Here is a 21,089-nt window from a genome sequence, read left to right on the forward strand (position 1 = left end):
GGATAAACAAGGTTAAAAAGGGCAAAATGCCTTATGATTCACAGCTAGACAGATTAAAAACGAGAGACTCATGGCCAAACAACTGGATTTCTTAGCTAGTGGTCAAATTATACCCACGGCTTTACACCAAGAGATGGAACGCTCCTATCTAGAATATGCCATGAGTGTGATCGTGGGGCGAGCCTTGCCGGATGTACGCGATGGCTTAAAACCAGTACACCGTCGCATATTATACGCTATGCACGAACTGGGTTTAACTCCTGATCGCCCCTTTCGCAAATGTGCGCGGGTGGTGGGGGATGTCTTGGGTAAATATCATCCCCACGGTGATCAGTCAGTGTACGAGGCACTGGTTCGTATGGTACAGGATTTTTCCAGTCGTTACCCACTTTTATCGGGCCATGGTAACTTTGGTTCGATCGATAACGACCCCCCGGCGGCCATGCGTTATACAGAAACCCGTTTGGCCGGCATCGGTGATCAGGCGGTTTTAGGGGGAATTAGCGATGCTATCGTTAATTTTAGCAGTAATTTTGATAATTCTCAACAGGAACCCGTTGTTTTACCCGCTCAGTTACCGATACTGATTCTTAATGGTTGTTCGGGTATTGCGGTAGGAATGGCGACTAATATTCCTCCCCATAATTTAGGGGAAGTGGTGGAAGGTTTAATCGCTTTGATTGATAATCCCGATTTAAGCGAGGAAAAGTTAGTAGAAATTATCCCCGGGCCCGATTTTCCCACGGGAGGCGAGATTTTAGATGATACCGGCATTCGCGAGGCCTATCGCACTGGTAGGGGGATTATTCCCGTGCGCGGAGTGGCGAAAACTGAAACAATTATTATTGAGGGCAAGCGCCGAAGGGAAAGGACGGCAATTGTGGTTACTGAGTTGCCTTTTCAGGTGAATAAGGCGGCATGGATTGAAAAAATCGCCGAATTAGTTAATTTAGGGAAATTGGAGGGAATTGCCGATATCCGCGATGAAAGCAATCGCGAAGGCATTCGGGTGGTGATTGAATTAAAGCGGGAAAGTCAACCGCAGCAGGTTTTGGCGGCTTTATACCAACAAACGGCGCTGCAGACTAATTTTGGGGCGATTATCCTGGCTTTGGTTGATAATCAACCGAGGCAGTTGTCTTTAAAACAAGTTTTACAGGAATTCTTGCGCTTTCGAGAAACAACTCTCACCCGTCAGTATGGCGATGAGTTGCAACAGGCCAGCGATCGCTTACACCTAGTGGAGGGTTTATTATTAGCTTTGCAGAATATCGATCGAGTGGTGGATATTCTCAAAAATGCTCCCGATGGGACGACGGCTAAGTATCGTTTTCAGGCAGAATTGGGCATTAGTGACGCTCAAGCTGATTCTATCTTGGCTATGCCTCTGCGTCGTTTAACTGGTTTGGAAAGACAAAAGTTAGAGACGGAAGCGACGGAATTACAAACAAAAATTCAACAGTTGGAAACCCTCCTCCATAACCGTCAGGAGTTTCTCAAGTCTCTGAAAAAAGAATTGCGCTCTTTAAAGAAAAAATTCGCCGATAGCAGACGGACAAAAATTCGCACCGGCAAGTCGGGGGACAAGAGACAGGAGACAGGAGACAGGAGACAGGAGACAGGAGACAGGAGACAGGAGACAGCAGGGAAGAAATTGGATTCTGCTGTTAAAAAACAGGAGACAGGAGACAGGAGACAGGAGACAGGAGACAGGAGACAGGAGACAGGAGACAGGAGACAGGAGACAGCAGGGAAGAAATTGGATTCTGTGGTTAAAAAACAGGAGACGGGAGACAGGAGACAGGAGACAGAAGGGAAGAAACAGGATTCTGTGGTTAAAAAACAGGAGAATAAAGTTAAGAAAAAGTCTGAGAGTGAGAATGCACCGAGTTTAAGCCTATTTACGCCCCAAGAACCCCCAGAAAATGCGATTTTATTGCTTGATGCCGAAGATAAAATTGGTTGGACGACACCGGAAGAGCGAGCGCCGGACCGAGGTTTAATTATCTATCAACAGGCGATCGAAAAACGGGAAAATTTCCTAGTTATCCTCGATAATGCCAAAGCTTACCCGATTGCTATCCGGGAAGTTCCCCCGCAAGCGAATCAACCGGTTTTAATCTCCAGTCTGCTGACCAAAACCGCCCAAAAAGAGTCAGAAGCCGTGTTAAATCAATTTTTCTTGGCAGAACCTCAAAAAAATCAAGAATTGCTTTTACTGAGTCAACAGGGGCGAATAAAGCGGCTTCCCATCGATGAATTAGAGGGGCTTGGTAGTCGGGGTTTGTCCCTCATGAAATTGAAAGAAGACGATCGCCTATATGCTGCTATTTTTACTCACGAGGGCCTGGACTTAGCGATCGCCACCAGTAGCGGTCGGGTGTTGCGTTATCCCGTGCGCGAGGAATTATTGCCAATGATGAGTAAATCCGCTCAGGGTTTAGCAATTTTGCGATTGCGTTACGGAGAACATCTAGCCGGCTGTGTTTCTCTCCCCCATCGGGAAAATCTGCTCCTGATTTCGGGATTAGGCTACGGGAAAAGACTGGCGATCGATAATTTACGACTATCACAATTAGGCGATCTTGGTTCACCCGCTTTACAATTCGTCAACAAACAGGATAGTTTAGCGGCCATGGTAGCGGCGCGGGCGGGGGGTATAGTGTTATTAAGTACCGATCAGAAGCGAAAACTATCCTTAGAGGTAGAAACTGTAACAGTTACGGGTAAAGACGGGACAGGTTCACAATTAGTAAAACTCAACCCTGGAGAAAAAATTATCAAAGCACAATTGTTAAGTAGTCGTGCAAAATTAATTTCCTAGTGAAGATAGGCAAGAGGCAAGAGGCAAGAGGTGGTTAGATATGTGTAATTAATTTTGCTTAGGTACTTACCTAAAATGTCGGATGAATGCCCCCGCTAAATTTTTCGACAAGACATCAACCTTTGCGGGGGATGAAATCCGACCAGGATATTGACTGCGAAGCACGATTTTAATTCTACCATTTGTAGGTAAACTGTGTTATACTTAATTTATCCAGGGTCGAGGATTAATCAATGCTAGTCGTAGAAGCCAAGTTAAAAAACGGGACACCAGAACAATACCAAAGACTAGATAAAGCAATTAGGACATCTCAGTTTGTGCGTAACTCTTGTGTTCGTTATTGGATGGACAATCAAGGGACAACCCGCAATGATTTTCAAAAGCTTTGTGCGGTACTAGCTAACAACAAAGAGACACCATGGGTTAATAAATTAAACTCTCAAGCTCGTCAATCGGCTGCTGATAGAGCCTGGCAATCAATTAATAGGTTTTACCAGAATTGTCATGCTAAGATACCGGTCAAAAAGGGTTTTCCTCGGTTCAAAAAGCATAGCCGTTCCGTTGAGTACAAACTAACAGGCTACAAACTATCTGAGGATCGACGTAAAATCAAGTTCACCGATGGCTTTAAAGCAGGAGAATTTGATTTATGGTGTAGTCAAAAAACCTTAGTTTATTATTCAGAGCAACAGATTAAACGGGTAAGAGTTGTTAGACGTGCTGACGGTTATTATTGTCAGTTTTTGATTGACGTAGAACGGCAAGAATACCATGAACCAACGGGACAAATAACAGGAATTGACTTAGGGTTAAAAGAGTTTTATACTGACGACCAAGGCAATACTGTAGAGAATCCACGTTATTTAAGAAAGTCAGAAAAACGACTGAAAAAAGCACAAAGGAGATTATCAAAACAATTTCGCCAAGGAAAGAAACAGTCTAACAACTATCACAAGCAACGGATAAAAGTAGCTAGGCTTCATCTTAAGGTGTCAAGACAACGTAAAGACAAAGCGATTAAAGACGCTTTGGCGTTAGTCCAGTCTAATGATCTGGTAGTCTATGAAGCTTTAAAGGTAAGAAACTTAGTAAAAAACCGTAAGCTATCTAAGTCGATTAGTGATGCTTCTTGGTATCAATTCACTGAATGGTTGAATTATTTTGCCAAGATTTATCGGATTGTTTGTGTTGCTGTCCCTCCCCATTTTACTAGCCAAGATTGTTCAGTTTGTGGGACGAGAGTTCAAAAAACATTAAGCACTAGAACTCATCAATGTCCTAACTGTAAAACAATCTTAGATAGGGATCATAATGCAGCAATCAACATTCTTAAAAAAGGGTTAAAATATTTGGGAAATCATCTCAACGGTACTGTTGGGCAAACAGAAACAGACCCAAACCCCCCCGATGTCGGGGGGGCAAGGGGGGGGGAAAGTCCGGCCTCTGGATTCTTAATGGAGACATTTAGTGATATGGAAAGAATCCCCCGTCACAGCGTAGCTTGACGGTGGGAGTATGTCAAATCGTCTCTAAACAATGGCGAAAAAACCGAAAAATGTTGCCCGTAAACAGAGGCATTGGCAAAGATGGTTAAAACTAACTCTGGTCGCAGTTTTTGGGTTTATTATCCTTAATTTAGCGATTAATTTAGCCCTCCGCTGGCCAATTAATCAACAAAAACCCGTGGATGCCATCTTACTGTTGGGGGGCAGCATTCGTCGGGAAATTTATCTAGCCAATCTAGCCCAGCAACACCCCAATATACCGATTTTAATTTCCCAAGGCTCGAAAGACCCCTGTATTTTATTACTATTTGAACGGGCAAAAGCACCAAAAACTAACGTCTGGTTAGAAAAGTGTGCTGATTCTACCTTCGGCAATTTTTTCTTTGCCGTGCCAATTTTAAAACAATGGGGAGTACATAAAGTAAAAGTTGTCACCTCTCCTACTCATTTACCCCGCGCTAAGTGGTTAGCAGCAATTCACTTGCAATCCCACGCTATAGCAATAGAAATCGATGCAGTTAGAGAAATTGGTATCCCCGGTAATAACGAATCAAAGCTAAAAACTGGGTTAGATGTGACTAGAAGTATAATTTGGGCTTTTGTCGGACAATTAATCTCTCCCCCCTGTTGGCAAGTCATCACCTTAAATTCCGTTGATTTAGAAGCTTGGCGCGATCAAGGTTTTAAATGTGAATATCAAGGTAAGATCGGGTAAACCATCCTCTCCTAGTTAGGGTTTGCGGCAAAAAGTTTTTCGTGGGGGCAGGGTGTGGGCTTCGGCCGTGATCTCAGCGTTCGACTGAGCGTTCGACAAAAGCTCACGCCGAAGTCCCGCCGAACGTCCGAAGTCTCACGCCGAGGTCCGAACGGGTGTAGGGTGTAGGGTTTTACCGATTTTCAGGGAAAAAGTACCTGAATTTTCCCCCTGATCACTCCCAGACCCAGCACTTTTGGATTTCAAAAAAGTCTAAAAGTCTTATCCAACAAGGTTTTTAGATTTATTCAGCCAACCCTAGTTAGTTTTTTAGCGGCTCTATACCATTTTTGTAAATCTACTAAGTTGGGGTTTTTAAAGGCAAACTCTCTCTTCCTACTTGCCACTTTCCTATACCTTTTAAACAGGATGTAGGATCAGAAACCCTATCGGGTATTGGCGATCGCATCTAGAGCCAGATTCAGTTTCAGCAGGTTAACCCCCGGTTCGCCGAAGATGCCGAGAAAGCGCTCGTCGGTGTTTTTGATAACGAGGATCTCCACTTGATTCGGCGGTAATCCCCGCGAGCGCGCCACCCGCTCGATCTGCGACCTGGCGGCCTCTGGGGTAATATGGGGATCGAGACTCGATCCGGAGGTGTACACCAGATCCGCGGTGGGTTTAATTGCCGCTTTCTCTAATCGGGGAATCTCCCCCTCTATAGCTTTCACCAGATCGGGATTGGGTTTTCCTTGAATTCGCTCAATCAATGCGGGGTTACTAGGGGCCAGGTTACTCGCCCCCGAAATTCCGGTTTGCAGGATCTTGTTAGGATCGTTTTTCGGAGCGGCCGTACTGTAGGCGGTGGTGCTCGGACGACCGTTGAAATAGCGATCGCTGGTGAAAGGTTGCCCAATTAGAGCCGAACCCACCACTTGACCTTGATTATTGGTGATCAAACTCCCGTTTGCTTGAAAGGGAAAAAGAATTTGACCGATGGCGATCATCGAGAAAGGATAGATCAGGGCGGTAATTACCCAGAGAACTAGGGTAGAACGGATGGCTCTACCGGCCTCGCGTGCAAAACTCATGATTAAAACCTCTCCGGTATAAAAATGACAAGGAACAGATAGATAAATAAAGCAAAGGCGACTAATCCTAAAAGGATTAATGGGAAGGATTGACCCCTATCGATAGTGCTTCCCCTAGAAGCTTGAACGATGGGGGAGAAAAGAATTGTCAGACAGAAATTTAAGAAAATATACCAGAAAAATCGGAATTTTCTAGGGGCTGCTTTCATAAGAATTAGAATGTTGAGTTTTTTGGAGATTTGTTTTTGCCAGTAAATCAAGAAAATAGCTGTAGTTGTCGATAGGTTGTCTTGTTCCCTTTTGTCAATTCATAGTTAGGGTATGCTGAAAAAGTTTCTCGTGGGGGCAGGGTATAGGGCTTTACCGCTTTTCATCTGGTCAATTACCTAATTTTCAGGGGAAAAGTACCTGAATTTTCTGGGTTGAACAATAATAACTCTTGTCTGTCAAATATATCGACGATTGAGGGAAGCTCAACTGCACCGATGTCTTTAAGAATGTTGGGTTTTCCTCAAACCATTGCCTCGATCAGTTTTGTTGCAAGTATTAAATCGCTCAACCCAACCTACAAGCTATCATAGATAGGGACAAAGTTTTGTAAGGGATGCTATATACTTTTAAGATTTTGGAAGATAGTAACTGGCTGATGAGGATTCGTAACAATTTCCGACCATATCTGCATGAAATCTCGGTTAATTTGAGTCATTGAATCAAACTCAAAATAATCTTTTTTATATTGCCACCAACCCTTAAGAAAGGGTTTTGGGGAAGTTTTATTTTCCCAGAGTATTAACTCTAAGTCGGGCCTAACTTCAAACTCTTCCATTTCCCAAGATGTCACCTCTAACCCCGGTAGTTTCAATTCTTCTTCGGGGGACTCTGACAAAACCGTAATAACTGCTTTAAAACTAGAATTATCAAGGCGATATTCTGGTTTGATGACTTTGGCTAAATGCTCAAAGGGAATATCTTGATACTCTAAAGCTTCTAATACTACCCTTCGCACTTGCGTTAGTAACTCTTTAACAGTAGGATTACCACTTAAATTAACTCGGAGCAACATTATATTACTAATTAAACCGATTAGAGGCTTCAGGTGTGGATGATTACGAGCGTCACGGGGAGCGCGGATGATAATATCTTCACAGCCACTATAGCTATAGAGTAAAACAGCAAAGGCTGTTAGTGCAGTCATAAATAAAGTGATTCTTTGCTCTTGACAGAGGATGTTTAATTTCTCTGTGAAATCCCTAGGAATTTCAAAATCAAAATTAGTCCCTAGACTTGAAACCGATGAATCGGATAATTTATCACTAGATTTAGACGGCGAAATCAGGTGTGGGGGAATTTTTAAGGTTGGTGACTCTCCCGCTTCTAAAATACGTTTATAGTGGTTAATTTTCGGTTCAATTAGTTGAGAACTAAAGGATTTTAGTTGCCATTGAACATAATCAACATACTGGATAGGTAAGGGAGGTAAAGGGGAGGAATCACCTAAGACAAAAGCCTGATAAAGTAGCTCCAATTCTTTAAAAAAGAGCGTCAAGGATGAATTGTCTATAATAATATCATGGATGTGAGTGAGGAGAATGTGATCCTTCTCATCCAAACGAATTAATATCAGTCTGATTAAAGGGCCATTAATCAAGTTGAAGGGTTGATTAATAATCTCTTGTAATAATCTTGCTAATTCCTCATTTTTCTGGTTCTCTGGCCAGGTTTGTAAATCAATTATGGGTAGGTTTTTTTCGGTGTAGGGGTTAATTAACTGAACGGGGGAACCGTTGACTTCTCGAAAGGTAACACGCAATATTTGATGGCGATAGATAATCTCATTCAAGCTGGCTGTTAAAGCGGCTAAATTGAGGTCTCCTTTAAGGTAGTGTCGTCGAAAATTACCCGAAAAATGGACGACTGTATTAGATTTTTCATAGGCCCATCTTTTCTGTTGAGTCAAAGATAAGGGAAAATAAGGACAGCCAGATAAGTAATCAATCTCCAGGGAAGAATCGGCAATGAAATCTTTGTCTATGATTAAGGGATTAATTACCTCATTAAATTTTATCTTCTCAATTTTTTCGATTAGCTCTGGATGAGTTTTCCGTAAATATTCGGCAAATTCGGCCACCGTTGCGGCATCAAGAATAGTTTCTACAGCAAACTTTTTTTCAAAATAAAACTCTAGCCTCTTACAGAGGGCAATAACTTTGAGGGAATGTCCCCCCAATTGAAAAAAGTTCTCATCAATTCCTACTTTTTCTAATTCCAAAACCTCCGCCCAAATTGCGGTTAATAGTTCTTCTTCTGGGTTTCGTGGCGGTGTAACCAGACGAGAAGTATCATAATTTAGGGGCAATTTAGCTAAAGCTGCACGGTCAACTTTATCATTGGGGGTCAAAGGCATCTTTTCTAAAATTACTAATGCCCGGGGAATCATATAATGGGGTAACTTTTCTTTTAGATAGTCGCGCCATTGAGCGAGAACTTGCTCGACTTTAACGGTGGGGTTAATAACAGCATAAGCGATTAATTGAGGATCATTTAACTGCTCTTGACGGACAATGACTACCGCTTGGTGAATGGCGGTATTTTCGTTTAAGATGCCTTCAATTTCCCCTAATTCAATTCTTAAACCACGAATTTTAACTTGAAAGTCTATACGCCCTAACCATTCAATATTACCATCGGGAAGATAACGGGCTAAATCGCCGGTTTTGTATAACCTCGCCGATGGATTATCATCAAAAGGATGGGGAATAAATTTTGCCGCAGTTAATTCGGGACGATTGAGATATCCCCTAGCTAAACCTACTCCCCCAATATGTAATTCTCCCGCAACCCCCACAGCCACTTTTTTGAGAGACTCATCAAGGATATAAGCTTGAGTATTAGCAAGAGGACGACCGATAGTTAAGGGACTATCAGGGCTACATTCTGCTATGGTGGCATCAACGGTGGCCTCGGTGGGGCCATAGGCATTAAAAAAGCGTCTTCCCACTGACCACTGAGCCATCAAGGCAGGGGGACAAGCTTCTCCACCGACAATTAATACCTGTAGGTGTTTTAAGGGTGCTTGAGGGAGGACGGCTAATACTGATGGGGGAATTTGTGCATGGGTAATAGCTTTTTTTTGCAGAAAATTAAGCAAGTTATCCCCCGGAAGTAAGGAGTTAGAATTTCCTAGACAAAGTTGCGACCCCGAACAAATAGCGGTGAAGATTTCCGAAACGGAAGCATCAAAATTTAAGGAAGCAAATTGCAGAACACGACTTGAGGGATTTAAGTTAAATAGTTTAATTTCTGTTTGAGCTAAATTAACTACTCCTTTATGAGTAATTAAAACCCCCTTGGGTAGGCCAGTGGAGCCAGAAGTATAGAGAATATAGGCTAAGTTGTCGGAGTTTACAGCAGTTTTAGGGTTTTCTTGACTTTGTTGAACTAGGGACTGATCTTTATTTAAAAAAATTACTTTTATCTGCTCAAGGGGGAGATTTATAAGGGGTTTTTCCTGTGTCAATAAGATAGATATACCGGCATCTTCTAGGATGAATTTTAGCCGTTCTTGGGGGTAAGCAGGATCAAGGGGTACATAACCCCCTCCCGCTTTGAGAACACCTAAAACCCCGATGATCATTTCTAGGGAACGCTCAACACAGATTCCTATTAATTGTTCTGGTTTTACTCCTAATTCAATTAAATAATGGGCGATTTGGTTGGCCCGATCATTTAACTGCCTATAGGTTAAGGAGGAATCTTCAAAACTTACCGCAATCTGATTAGGGGTCTTCTCCACCTGGGTTTCAAATAATTGATGAATTGTGGTGGAATAAGAATAATTTTCTGCCCTAAAATTCTCCTCAATTGGCTGTAATTGTACTTCAATCATGATTTAAGTAGCTGGTTATAATTAAATTAAAAATGGATTTTAGGTTCGATCCCCCCTTAGTCCCCCCTTAATAAGGGGGGTGCCGATCCCCCCTTAGTCCCCCCTTAATAAGGGGGGCATCTGAAAGTTTTCAATACCTACCTACTTAAGATAGTGCAAAAAATCAATTATGTTTTCTAAGTCTGGTGATAATGTGGCCAATTCCCGTTCATGTTTGCGCCATTTTTCTTGTCTAGGAGCAGATAGGGTTCTTTGAGCGATGGGTAAGGGTTGAGAGAGAATTTGCTCGATTTGTTTGTCTTGATGCAGTTGGGCAAATTGGGCAATATGATTAATGGTTTGCCCGGGATGTTCAATTAAATCGCGATAATTGACCGAACACCAACAGGAAGGGTTGAGGGACTGAAGGTCTTCTATTAGGTAGGAATTAGCCATTTTCCACTGATAGGCGGCAATTTCTACCAGAGAAGATTCCTGGAGAGATGACCAACCGGGTACGAGCAGAAAACTCCACTGACTATGCTCCCAACCGGGTAAGGGTTGATAGCTAATAAAACGATGCGATCGCCATCCTTCTAACAAACTACTAATATTTTCCCTAGCATCTCGATAAAGATAGATAAAGAGAGCATCAGGAAATACAGCCTTTAAGAAAGGAACTCTTAGAGCATTTTTCGGCGTTTTTTCTAAAAAACGAATTTTGTTAGGACGCTCATTTTCAGCAATGTTTAAATATTTTACCCCCTCCCGATTTTGTAATTGTTGGGTAAAACCTTTTCTCAGAGTCTTACTAATTTCTGGGGTAGCATCGCCTTCATCCAAGCGGTTGGAGCTAAAATTGCGTGCGGCAGGATGTAAAGCGGGTATTCCTTCGATAATTTCGTGACTTTCATCTCCAATCGTCCATAAATCGGGGAATTTAGCCAGGGTTTCAAACAATAAACTACTTCCTGCTCTGGGTGCAGAAACAATAAAAATCGGCTTTTCAAACTCTGGGATTGAGAGGTTTTTATCTTCTACTTCTAGCTGAGATTGGTGCTTTTTTTTGGCAATTAACAAACGCTTTCTCTGATGCAGAGAAAGCATCTCGCCATCTTTTCCCCTCAGGGGTGGGGAAGGGGATAGGGTTGAAAGCATGGAAGTAATAGGATTAATTATTTCTTGGATTGCCACGGATGAAGATAGCCATTTTTGTAATAATGGTGCAATTTTTCGGCTAAATTCCCCGATTAAATCTCGATAGGCTAATTCTCCTCGATAGTTTTGTCCAAATTTGGCAAAAACTGCTTGCCATTGGCTTTGAAATTCTGCCAGTTTTTCGGTCAGTTGCTCTAGTTGTCCCTGGGGAAGGGAGCAATTTTCAAGAAGACCATAAATAGCGGCTACTTGCTCCTCAATTTCCGCAGCAGTAAGCACGGGTAAATCATTAAGTGGGACCTGAGCTAAACTGTTTGTTCTGCACATCTCATCTGGGTCATTTTCAACAATGAACAATTATTAGTTAGCGATTATCCAGTTTCTAGATTTTAACTGAGTAAGGGGTTCTGACCCCCCTGATTAAGGGGGGAAACTGACAATTTTTAACACCCACCTACTTACTAACTTTTGAGTTTTTTGAGAGATGCTGCTAAAGTTTCGCCCACATAGTCCCCATAAAGAATCCCCTTAGCGGTTAATTCAATTTCTTGGGTAGATACGGTGACAAAACCATCTCTTTCAAGCGCTGACAAAGTTTCCCCGCAAAGGGATTGTAATTTAAACCCATGTCTTTGCTGAAATGCAATTAAATCAAAACGTAATGTCTTGATTCCTAGTAAAACTTCCCGCACCATCCGGTCCAAGCTAGTCAGCTTATAACCGCGAGATAAGGGTAGTTCGCCTTGGGCCAGAAGGGTCGCATATTTCTCCATATCGCTAGTATTTTGTAACAGAGAATCCCCTAAACAGCCAAAAGCAGAGACTCCCAGTCCATAAAACTCCATTCCGTGCCAAATATTAAAAATGTATTCACTGCGATATTGTTTGGTACTTGTGGCCAAATCGCTGTCATTTTTAACATAGGTAAAATGACTCCAAGGATTATAGTTTGCTTGAGCAAATCGCTCCATGGCCAACTGCATAAACTGCATTTCTAGCTCTGCTGATGGCAATTCTATAATTTCTTGGCGAACCCCTTGATCAAATACTTGGGTATTGGCAAAAGCTTCCATTTTATAAACGGTGATGCTTTCTACACCGGTTTTCAGAGCGCATTCTAAGCTTTCTTGCCAAGTTTCTACAGTTTCTCCGGCTAGTCCACTCAATAGGTCAATATTAATTGACCATTGCCCCTCGCCAGCTTTTTGAGCTACATCGATCGCTCGATAAGCTTGTTTTTCGTCATGACCTCTGCCACTTAGTTTGATGATTTGATCATTAAAAGATTGAACACCTAAACTCAGGCGATTTACCCCTAATTCTTTGAGTACCCTCATTTTTGATGGGGAAACACTCAAGGGTTCTGCTTCTACGGAAAACTGTTTCTTTTCTTCAAAGTAGGAGAAATTTTCCCGTAAATTCTCGACAACTTGGACTAACTGGTTTCCGGTTAAGGTAGTGGGAGTTCCTCCGCCAAAATAAACCGCCTGAATCCGTCGGTTTTTCAAATTGAATCTTTCGGAAACGAGTTTAATTTCTTGGCAAAGCGTATCTACATAGGCCTGTACTTGGCTCTCTTTTAGGTCAACGGTTTTGTAATAACAAAAAGCACAGCGTTGAGTACAAAAGGGGATATGAACATAGAGACAGATTGGCTGTTCTTCTAGTTTTTCGGCGATTACCCCTGCTTTCCACTGGCGAAAGGGGGGATAGTTAGGATTTAAGGGTAAACGTTGCGGCGTTTGGGTTTTCGGAAGTTCGATGGTTAAAGTCATGGTTTTTGACCAGGGTATTGTTATTGAGGTTGCATTAACTCTAGATCAAGCTGTGACCGTTAATTGTTCACTTGCCGGTATTTTCTGGGCAATACAACTAGCTAAAACGTTAAGATTGCTAAAGGATTCTAGATTTAAATCCGATTCCGCAAACTCAACCTCGAAATGCTGTTCTGTCAAAGCAATTAACTCAACTACTGCGATGGAATCCAATCCTAACCCGTCTTCAAATAGGGAGGCGGTTTCGTCAATTTCCTCGATTTTGAGATTGACGTCCAGTTTTTCGGCAATAATTGTCTTGAGTTGATTTAAAATATTTGTCGCCATTTTCTAAGCTTTGGGTAAAAAACTGACTAATTGCTGATGGTCGATCTTCCCGTTAGGTAACATCGGTAAGGTTTTCAAAGTGACAATGCGGTCTGGAATCGCTCTTTTCGGTAGTATATCAAAGCACAATTCTCTGATTTCATTCTCAGACAGATGACTCCCTTTTGTCAAGACACAAAAAGCGACTATACCTTTGCCTCTTTGACTCTCTCCATGGCATTGAACCGCAACCGCTTCAATTTCCCCTAAGGTTTCCATATTTTTCTCGATGTCAGAAAACAAGACCAATAGACCATCCCGGTTAATACTGCGATCGCATCTTCCCCAAACTTCTAGATGACCGTCTAAATGTAGCTTACCTAAATCTTTAGTAGGGAACCAATCATCAGAATTTGTTGACATCAGCGGCACTCCTGCCGGATCAACATAACCATCAAAACCCAGGGGATGCTGACAGCAAATTTCCCCAACTTCTGACATTTCCGAGTTTAAAGATTTATTAAGTTGCAATCGGACACCTGGCATAGGTAAACCGACCGTTTGACAACGGAGCGATGATTCTTCTTGGGGACTACCTGCGGCAATTACCCCCATTTCTGTACTGCCATATAACTTAACTAGGGGTCCGAAATTCTCTTCATATTTGATAAAAGTGTTTTCTTTGATCAGATCTCCCGCCACCACTGTTAATTTATACTCTCTGGCTGATTTTCTGCCTTTAACTAAGGTTTCACAAAAGCTAGGAGTCATAAAAGCAACATTAGGATTAAAGTCTTTTTCTCTCTGAAGATAGCGTAAAAGGTTAGCACCTTTCTGTAAATCAATAGAGGCTCCAACAGCCACACTAGGAAGAAAAGCAGCCCCTAAACCATAGAGATGATAAATCGGGACTGGAATCGCCACTCTCGCCTCTGAATTTAATCTCAATCTTTCCACACAGTTAAGCACATTTTCTAGCAATTTAGTCTGAGAATGAACCACTATTTTGGGTGTTCCTGTACTCCCAGAAGTCCTCATATACAGCCTTTTACCTTTATCATCAATGGTTTTGTATTGATGATTTTCGGTAATTTTTAGCCAATTGCTAATCTGATCTAAATTGTCAGTTTTTTCTAGTTTGGGAGTGAGGCAATAGCGACAAAACTCAGGAATAATAGAGGGCGAGTTTGACTGAGGCTGCAAAAAGAAACTATAGCCCTTTTCTAACAAAAATAACAGGGTTAAAGCACTGGGAAGAGAATTTTCACATTCCAGGGCCAAGCAGTCTGCTAGATCGATTTTTTCTTGCCTGAAAAAGCTTGACAAATTGTCAAATATTTCCCCAACATCTTGCCAAGAATAGGTTAAACATCCATCGGTAAGCACGTTGGACTGATACGAGTCTAGAGAGGGAATGCGGGCTATAAATAAGCTGTTCAACATTTACATTGGTATGGAAGGTTACATGGGGGTGAGATAGTGGCGGCAGAAATCAGGGTAAACGCGGCTCAAACGCTATTGATAATTGGCTAATTTTAGCGGCCGTTGGTCTGCTGTCTAGGCATTGCAAGTGCTACCAGTCAATCAGAATATTTACGAATTGTCAAGGATTTTTAAAATAGGTTTATCCCTCGGTAAAAGTGTGTTAGACTCCGGGAGATTGATTTTTAGGAGTTTCTCATGGACGAAGTTAACGAACAGGCTGGCGCTGATGAATCTTCATCCCAGAATGTTAACGAACAGGCTGGCGCTGATGAATCTTCATCCCAGAATGTCAACGAACAAGCTGCCGCTTCAGAATTTTCTTGGGAGGAAATCAGCAAAAAACTAAAGGCTGCCCCGGGTGAAATCAGCAAAAAACTGGCATCCTGGGGGGTTTCTTTGGACGAAGTAGCCAAAAGAATTGGTTCTTTGGGACTCCCAGGCGTAATTCTCGTGGTGACGGTATCCACCTCGGGAGCTACCACTTATCCCATTGCCTTCGCTCTGGCAGCTTTAGGGGGTCCCCTCGGCGTTTTCGGTGGTTTGGGACTGCTTAGTCTGACCACTGTGGTGGGGGATGTCTTGACAAACTATGGAATTGAAGCGGTTCTTGGTGCTATCTATAAAGATCGTCGTAAACAGGAAGCTCAGGAAGACTTAATCAAAGAAGTTGAAGGTTTACCGATTACCCAAGCACTGAAACTGAAGCTCAAGCAGCAAATAGAGTCGGTGGAAGTTGTGTCTGAGGATGTTGGTTCCCCAAGAAAAATTGAAATTGTAGAGTAATGACTTCAAGTCATGCCTTGTTTTTTACTCTGATTTCGTCTTCGTCTTTGATGACATCAACTAAGTTGGTTGCCTTGAATTGAATTAACCCCTAAGTAAAGAAAGGATCCGTTTTATGTCCGCTCAACAAAGTGTTTTGTCCAATATTTTGTCCTTTGATGGTAAAGGAGATTATGTAGAGATACCTAATTATCCTAACCCAACTGAATCTATGACCATTTCTGTTTGGGCTAAGAGCAATACTCCCACTTGGAACCAGACTGGATGTTTAGTCAGTAAACGGGATGCCTTCGTATTATATCCCGTTGCTGGTGGTAAATCAATCAGGTTCTGCATCCCTTCCCAGGGTTGGCAAGAAACAGCAGTTGACCCGAAAATAGACATCACTCAATGGCATCATTATGCAGGAACCTTTGACGGTAAGAGTATCCGTTTGTATATTGATGGAGAAGAAGTAGCCCGAAAAGACTATGTGGGAAAAATTCAAGCAGATAACGGCTCCTTGTTTATCGGTTGGGATGATGGAATAGGGGGACGGTATTTTAATGGACAAATAACAGAAGTGTGTCTATGGAACATTGCCCGAAGGGAACAGGATATCAAAGGGGATATGTACCGGCGACTAAAGGGCAATGAACCAGGCCTGGTGGGCTATTGGCCCCTTAATGAAGGTTCAGGTAATATCGTCACTGACAAAACCGGTAAGGGCAGTAATGGCACAATTAACGGGGCAACTTGGCAGCAAGAACAACTCCCCTTAACTGCCAAAGCCTCTAAACCCAATATTGTCATTTTCCTCACTGACCAGGACAGTGCCGCCGTTGCTGAACGCTGGCCGCAAAGCTTTGAAGATGAGCATCTACCGGCCCTGAAACGACTGAAAAAGAACGGGCTGACCTTCAACAAAATGTTCACGGTAACGGTGGCCTGCTCTCCCAGTCGGGCTACTCTGCTCACCAGTACCTATCCCAATCAACACGGTGTCATCAACACCATTGCCGAGCCTTTTTCCGATATTACCAACCGCTATGAGGATAGCTACGGACAATCCCTAGAACAAAAGCTTCTTAGTCCCACTCAGGTGAACCTAGCTCGGGTTCTGAAGGCGGCTGGTTATAAGGTCTATTGGAAGGGCAAATGGCACTTGAGCGTTCCCAAGAGTGACACCGATAAGTGGTCAAGCGAAGACATCGAATACATGAAACAGTCCTACGGTTTCGATGGCTGGACTCCGCTTGATGCGGGAGTTGCCCGCAATGATTTAACCAAGTTTGGCAAAGGAATTTTTTACAATGATGAACGCTATCTACGGGGTGTAGAAGGGGTCAAAAAAGTCATTGAGCAAGATGCCAAGGAAGGACGCGGAGCTTTTAGTGGACTTTCCCCGGAGAAAAAGGAAGAGAAAAAGCAAAAGATCTTGGTTGAAATTGACAAGGCCATTCCCCGGGAAGAACAAGGGGTTCTCGAATTTATTGAAAATTACAAATCCGAGGACGGTCCTTTTTGCTTGGTGGTGTCTTTGGTCAATCCCCATGATATTCATGTGGCTCCTACCTTTGAGAAAGATGCTGGCTATTCCCTAGAGGACTTTAAAGATTTTAATCTTCCCATTCCCGAAACTGTCTTCGAGGATCTATCCTTTAAACCAAGCGTCCAAGAAATTTTTAAACAAGGCTGTCAAGTCAAGGAAGATCAACGCTTAAAACGGATCAAGGAAGCGCGACGCTTAGAACTGAGCGACGAAAAGGTGTGGTATGAAGATTTACCAGAACTAAAAGATGGTCAATTCGCTACCAATAGTCAGCAAGTTCAGCAGATGTTTGTTAACTTCTACGGCTATCTGAAAAAACTGGCAGATAACCAAATCAATGAAGTGCTGAATGCCCTTGAAGCTAAGGGATTAATTGACGATACCTTAATCGTGCGGACTTCCGACCATGGGGAAATGTGCCTGGCCCACGACCGTCAGCGAGAAAAGCCTTTCAATGCCTACGAGGAAGTGCTTCGGGTTCCTCTGATTATTTCTAACCCGAATCTGTTCCCCAACGCCGTTAGTACCGATTCCTTTGCCACGACCTTGGATATAGTGCCAACTCTGGCTAAATTTGCTGGGGTATATGATCTGTTCCAGTTTGCCTTTCAGGGTTGTGACCTAACGCCTTTATTCACCAATCCCCATCAGGAAGTCCGCGATGCCATTCATTTTACTTTTGATGATGGTACGCTGCCTCCCCGGTTTTTCAAAACCATTCCCCGACGTATCCGTACTATCCGCACCAAAGAGTGGAAATATTCTGTTTACTTTAACGACGAGGGGACTAATTACGAGTACGAAATGTACGACCTAGTCAATGACCCTCTGGAAAAAACCAATGTTGCGGGTAAACCAGAATATTTAGAAAAATTCCGGCAACTACACGCGCAATTGATCACCCAGATGGTTAAGTTAAAAACTGTTCCGGGTCGTTTTTCTATCTATACAGAAGAGATGAAGCAACAGAATTTTATTCCTCCTCTGTATTGGCCGACGGAAGACGAGGCCGAATATGAAGCCATCATGGATTATGCGGCTAACCAAGCTCAGTCTTCCTACCGGCACCGAGATCACAAGGAGGTGATCAAAGCCCAGGCAAAAGATGTTGATCCCGATATGTGGTGGTTGGGAATCTAATCAAAGCGCCGCGGCAAAACAACTAAGTAGGTGGGTGCCATTGATTTGCACCCACCTGTAATGGGAGCATACCGCCCACACTGGGTCTTACATTCAATGAGACCAACCTACTTAGGGCTTGCTGAATAAATCTAAAAACCTTGTTGGATAAGGCTTTTAGACTTTTTTGACCTCAAAAAGTGCCGACCATTGGAGGGATCGGGGGTAAAATTCAGGTACTTTTTCCCTGAAAATTAGGTAACTGACTACCTCAAAATCGGTAAAACCCTACACCCCACCTGCCCCCCCGATGTCGGGGGGGTTGGGGGGGCCACACCCTGCCCCCACCAACAAACTTTTTCAGCAGACCCTACTTAGTAGATTGTCCAGCTTAAGGTTGTGTTTACCCAGTTATAACAAGATGCCCAGAGAGCGCTTAGGCACATCGATCGGCTAACTTTAAATCTATCCAGCAAATTAAGGAATTGTGCCATGATGCCAGCGAAACTACCGAATCGGTGTAAAATCGAGTTGCTAAAAAATAGTTTTAGCAAAACCCCTCTTAATCTTTCGGAGTTAAGCACACTCCAGCGAATCATTTTAATAACCGATGGGACTCTGACCGACATTTTAGAGATTTATTTGTTGGAAAAAATGTCAATTGTTAAACTGTCTGAAGAAGCGGTATATTTAGAGGAAGACTTGCCGGTTTTAGATCTTGAAAAAGGTAGCAAAATTATCAAAAGAAAAATATTTCTTTGCAGTACAGTCAGCCAAAAAAAATTAGTTTATGCCGAGTCTATTATTGTTATTGATAGACTAGACACCAAGTTTCAAGACGAATTAATCAATTCAGGAAAACCCATCGGTAAGCTTTGGTTAGAAAATCGGATGGAAACCTTTAAGGAAATCGTTGATTTATCTCAAGAACCTGCGGGGGATTTGGCTGAGGATTTTAAAATCAGTCCAGAAGAAAAACTTTTTTCTCGTACCTATCGTGTTTTCTCTCAGAAGCAAGCGATTATGATGATTACAGAAAAATTTCCCGAGAGTTATTTCGTCTAAAAATATCTCTGGAGTCATTCCATTAACAACCATCTCAACTTTGCTCATTCAATCATGTTTAATCTTCAGCGAGAAAATCCCGGGCAAATGTCTGATAGAGACACTGTCTTGCAGATGGTAAGGGGTTTTCAGATTAGCCAATGTATTTATGCGGCCGCCAAATTAGGAATTGTTGATCTGTTGGCAGATGGAACAAAATCTTATCAAGAGTTAGCCACTGAAACCAATACTCATGCTGATTTACTTTATCGTTTTTTGCGGACGTTAACCAGTCTGGGGATTTTAGAAGAAACCCAACCCAACTATTTCCAAAACACTGCTTTAGCAACTTATTTAAGAGATAAGCAACAGGGAACTGTTCGCAATTTTCTGATGGCCGAAATAGAAGAAAGTTATGCTAGTTGGGGAAATCTGACTCAAAGTTTAACCACAGGTCAAGGTGCTTTTGAGTCTATGTATGGTGTCAATATTGAAGAGTTTCATCAACAAAATTCTGATCAAGCTGAAGTTTTTGATCAAGCAATGGTTGATATAACTGCAATTCAAAACCCCCTGATTTTGGCCGCTTATGATTTTTCTGTCGGGGAAATTGTCGCAGATATTGGTGGAGGATACGGAAAATTTCTGGCTGCTATTTTACAAAAATATCCCCAGATTAAAGGAGTGCTATTTGAACAACCCTATTGTATTGAGCAGGGGAAATATCTACTAACACAAGAGGGAGTGATCGACCGTTGTAGTTTGATTCCTGGGAGCTTTTTTGACCCCATTTTCCTTAAAGCAGACATTTATTTATTGAAGAAAATTCTGCTCAATTGGGATGATCAAAAAGCCCTTGAAATTCTCAAAAACTGTCGTCAGGCTATGGCCCCATCCTCTCGATTGTTAATCGTGGATCGAATTTTGCACAAAAATCGTTGGAAGGATAATTTAGCTGATCTCAATTTATGGATGCTAGGTTCAGGAAAAATTCGATCGGAATCTGAATTTAGGGTATTATTAGAAACGGCTGGCTTTCAAATAACTAAAATTATTGACACTCAGTCTATAGAGAGTTTAATTGAAGCTACTCCACTCTAAACCAGAAACTTAAATACCGCTCTGTTTGCCAAACTACTCAATTCAACCTTATTAGGAAAAATTTTATGACTAACAACATCTCTACTAAACCTCTCAAGCATATTGCCATCATTCCAGACGGTAACAGAAGATGGGCAAAAAATCAGGGCTTATCTCCCCAAGAAGGTCACAGAAAAGCATTTATAGAGGTGGCACCTTCCCTATTAAAAACGCTTTGGGATAAGGAAATTTACGCCGCAACATTGTGGCTATTCTCCACCGAAAACTGGAAGCGTTCCGATAGCGAAGTTGACAACTTAATGGATGTTTTTAGTCAGTTTCTCAGCAATTTATTGCCCTTATCGGTTGAATACTCAGTACAGTTGCGACACTTAGGTAGAAAAGATCGCCTTCCTGAACATCTCTTGTCTATTGTTGAGGAGGTAGAGCATAGCACCAAAGGAATGACCGGTCACATCTTCAATTTTGCCCTAGACTACGGTGGTGAAGATGAGATAATCCGCGCAGTCCGCCGCCTAGTAGAAAAGGGGGTTAAACCTGAAGAGATCGAACCTCATCAGCTAATGGATCAATTTTGTCCGCCGCCAGATCTGATTATTCGGACGTCTGGAGAATGTCGGTTATCTGGATTTATGCCCCTACAGAGTTGTTATAGTGAACTCTACTTTACAAATACCTTCTTTCCCGATCTAAATCCGGCAGATATTGAAGAAGCTATCCACTGGTTTCAAAATCGCGAGCGTCGCTTTGGAAAATAGGATCAAGCAAATTAAGCCAACTATAGCCATTGAGTGCAATCAAATTACTT

Annotated in this window: 15 protein-coding genes; 8 read left to right on the top strand and 7 right to left on the bottom strand. The window is 42.4% G+C overall.

Annotated features, from left to right (window positions below; genetic code table 11):
- Positions 1 to 70: 70 nt before the first annotated feature.
- The 3 genes from B5D77_RS24030 to B5D77_RS24045 all read left to right on the top strand — a co-directional run bounded on the left by B5D77_RS24030 (position 71) and on the right by B5D77_RS24045 (position 5,044).
- Entirely contained in the window at positions 71 to 2,824 is a 2,754-nt protein-coding gene (locus B5D77_RS24030; protein WP_106909799.1) for a DNA topoisomerase (ATP-hydrolyzing) subunit A, read from the top strand.
- 233 nt (positions 2,825 to 3,057) lie between these two features.
- A complete protein-coding gene (locus B5D77_RS24040) occupies positions 3,058 to 4,329 on the top strand; it encodes an RNA-guided endonuclease TnpB family protein (protein ID WP_106909800.1) in 1,272 nt (423 codons plus the stop codon).
- Positions 4,330 to 4,360: 31 nt separating this feature from the next.
- Positions 4,361 to 5,044 (top strand): YdcF family protein, encoded by a 684-nt coding sequence (locus B5D77_RS24045; protein ID WP_008199657.1) that lies wholly within the window; start codon positions 4,361 to 4,363, stop codon positions 5,042 to 5,044.
- Positions 5,045 to 5,469: 425 nt separating this feature from the next.
- Here B5D77_RS24045 and kdpC read toward each other — a convergent pair whose 3' ends face one another.
- From kdpC to B5D77_RS24080, 7 genes are all read right to left on the bottom strand, one after another.
- Entirely contained in the window at positions 5,470 to 6,114 is a 645-nt protein-coding gene (kdpC, locus tag B5D77_RS24050) for a K(+)-transporting ATPase subunit C (protein ID WP_008199659.1), read from the bottom strand.
- Positions 6,115 to 6,116: 2 nt separating this feature from the next.
- A complete protein-coding gene (locus tag B5D77_RS24055) occupies positions 6,117 to 6,323 on the bottom strand; it encodes a potassium-transporting ATPase subunit F (RefSeq protein WP_051011164.1) in 207 nt (68 codons plus the stop codon).
- 398 nt (positions 6,324 to 6,721) lie between these two features.
- Entirely contained in the window at positions 6,722 to 10,000 is a 3,279-nt protein-coding gene (locus B5D77_RS24060) for a non-ribosomal peptide synthetase (protein WP_106909801.1), read from the bottom strand.
- A gap of 141 nt (positions 10,001 to 10,141) precedes the next feature.
- Entirely contained in the window at positions 10,142 to 11,416 is a 1,275-nt protein-coding gene (locus B5D77_RS24065; protein ID WP_253882630.1) for a sulfotransferase, read from the bottom strand.
- A 182-nt stretch (positions 11,417 to 11,598) separates the two neighbouring features.
- Positions 11,599 to 12,912: a coproporphyrinogen-III oxidase family protein gene (locus B5D77_RS24070; protein ID WP_008199664.1), complete on the bottom strand. Its 1,314-nt coding sequence runs from the start codon at positions 12,910 to 12,912 to the stop codon at positions 11,599 to 11,601.
- A 45-nt stretch (positions 12,913 to 12,957) separates the two neighbouring features.
- Positions 12,958 to 13,239 carry an acyl carrier protein gene (locus B5D77_RS24075; protein ID WP_008199665.1) on the bottom strand — a complete coding sequence of 94 codons (282 nt, stop codon included), beginning with the start codon at positions 13,237 to 13,239 and terminating at the stop codon, positions 12,958 to 12,960.
- Positions 13,240 to 13,242: 3 nt separating this feature from the next.
- The gene (locus tag B5D77_RS24080; RefSeq protein WP_008199666.1) at positions 13,243 to 14,661 is read right to left on the bottom strand and encodes an AMP-binding protein; all 1,419 of its coding nucleotides are present in this window, start codon (positions 14,659 to 14,661) and stop codon (positions 13,243 to 13,245) included.
- Positions 14,662 to 14,898: 237 nt separating this feature from the next.
- On the opposite strand from B5D77_RS24080, the gene B5D77_RS24085 reads away from it, so the two are divergent.
- The 5 genes from B5D77_RS24085 to uppS all read left to right on the top strand — a co-directional run bounded on the left by B5D77_RS24085 (position 14,899) and on the right by uppS (position 21,039).
- The gene (locus tag B5D77_RS24085; RefSeq protein WP_106909803.1) at positions 14,899 to 15,486 is read left to right on the top strand and encodes a hypothetical protein; all 588 of its coding nucleotides are present in this window, start codon (positions 14,899 to 14,901) and stop codon (positions 15,484 to 15,486) included.
- Between the two features lie 115 nt (positions 15,487 to 15,601).
- Entirely contained in the window at positions 15,602 to 18,157 is a 2,556-nt protein-coding gene (locus tag B5D77_RS24090) for a sulfatase-like hydrolase/transferase (protein ID WP_106909804.1), read from the top strand.
- Positions 18,158 to 18,628: 471 nt separating this feature from the next.
- On the top strand, positions 18,629 to 19,201 hold the full coding sequence (locus tag B5D77_RS24095; RefSeq protein ID WP_008199669.1) for a chorismate pyruvate-lyase family protein: 573 nt from the start codon (positions 18,629 to 18,631) through the stop codon (positions 19,199 to 19,201).
- Between the two features lie 87 nt (positions 19,202 to 19,288).
- Complete coding sequence (locus tag B5D77_RS24100; protein ID WP_232306155.1) at positions 19,289 to 20,281, top strand: acetylserotonin O-methyltransferase; 993 nt, start codon at positions 19,289 to 19,291, stop codon at positions 20,279 to 20,281.
- 65 nt (positions 20,282 to 20,346) lie between these two features.
- Positions 20,347 to 21,039 (top strand): polyprenyl diphosphate synthase, encoded by a 693-nt coding sequence (uppS, locus tag B5D77_RS24105; protein WP_008199671.1) that lies wholly within the window; start codon positions 20,347 to 20,349, stop codon positions 21,037 to 21,039.
- Positions 21,040 to 21,089: the final 50 nt, after the last annotated feature.

This window comes from Microcystis sp. MC19 (assembly GCF_003019735.1).
Taxonomy (GTDB): domain Bacteria; phylum Cyanobacteriota; class Cyanobacteriia; order Cyanobacteriales; family Microcystaceae; genus Microcystis.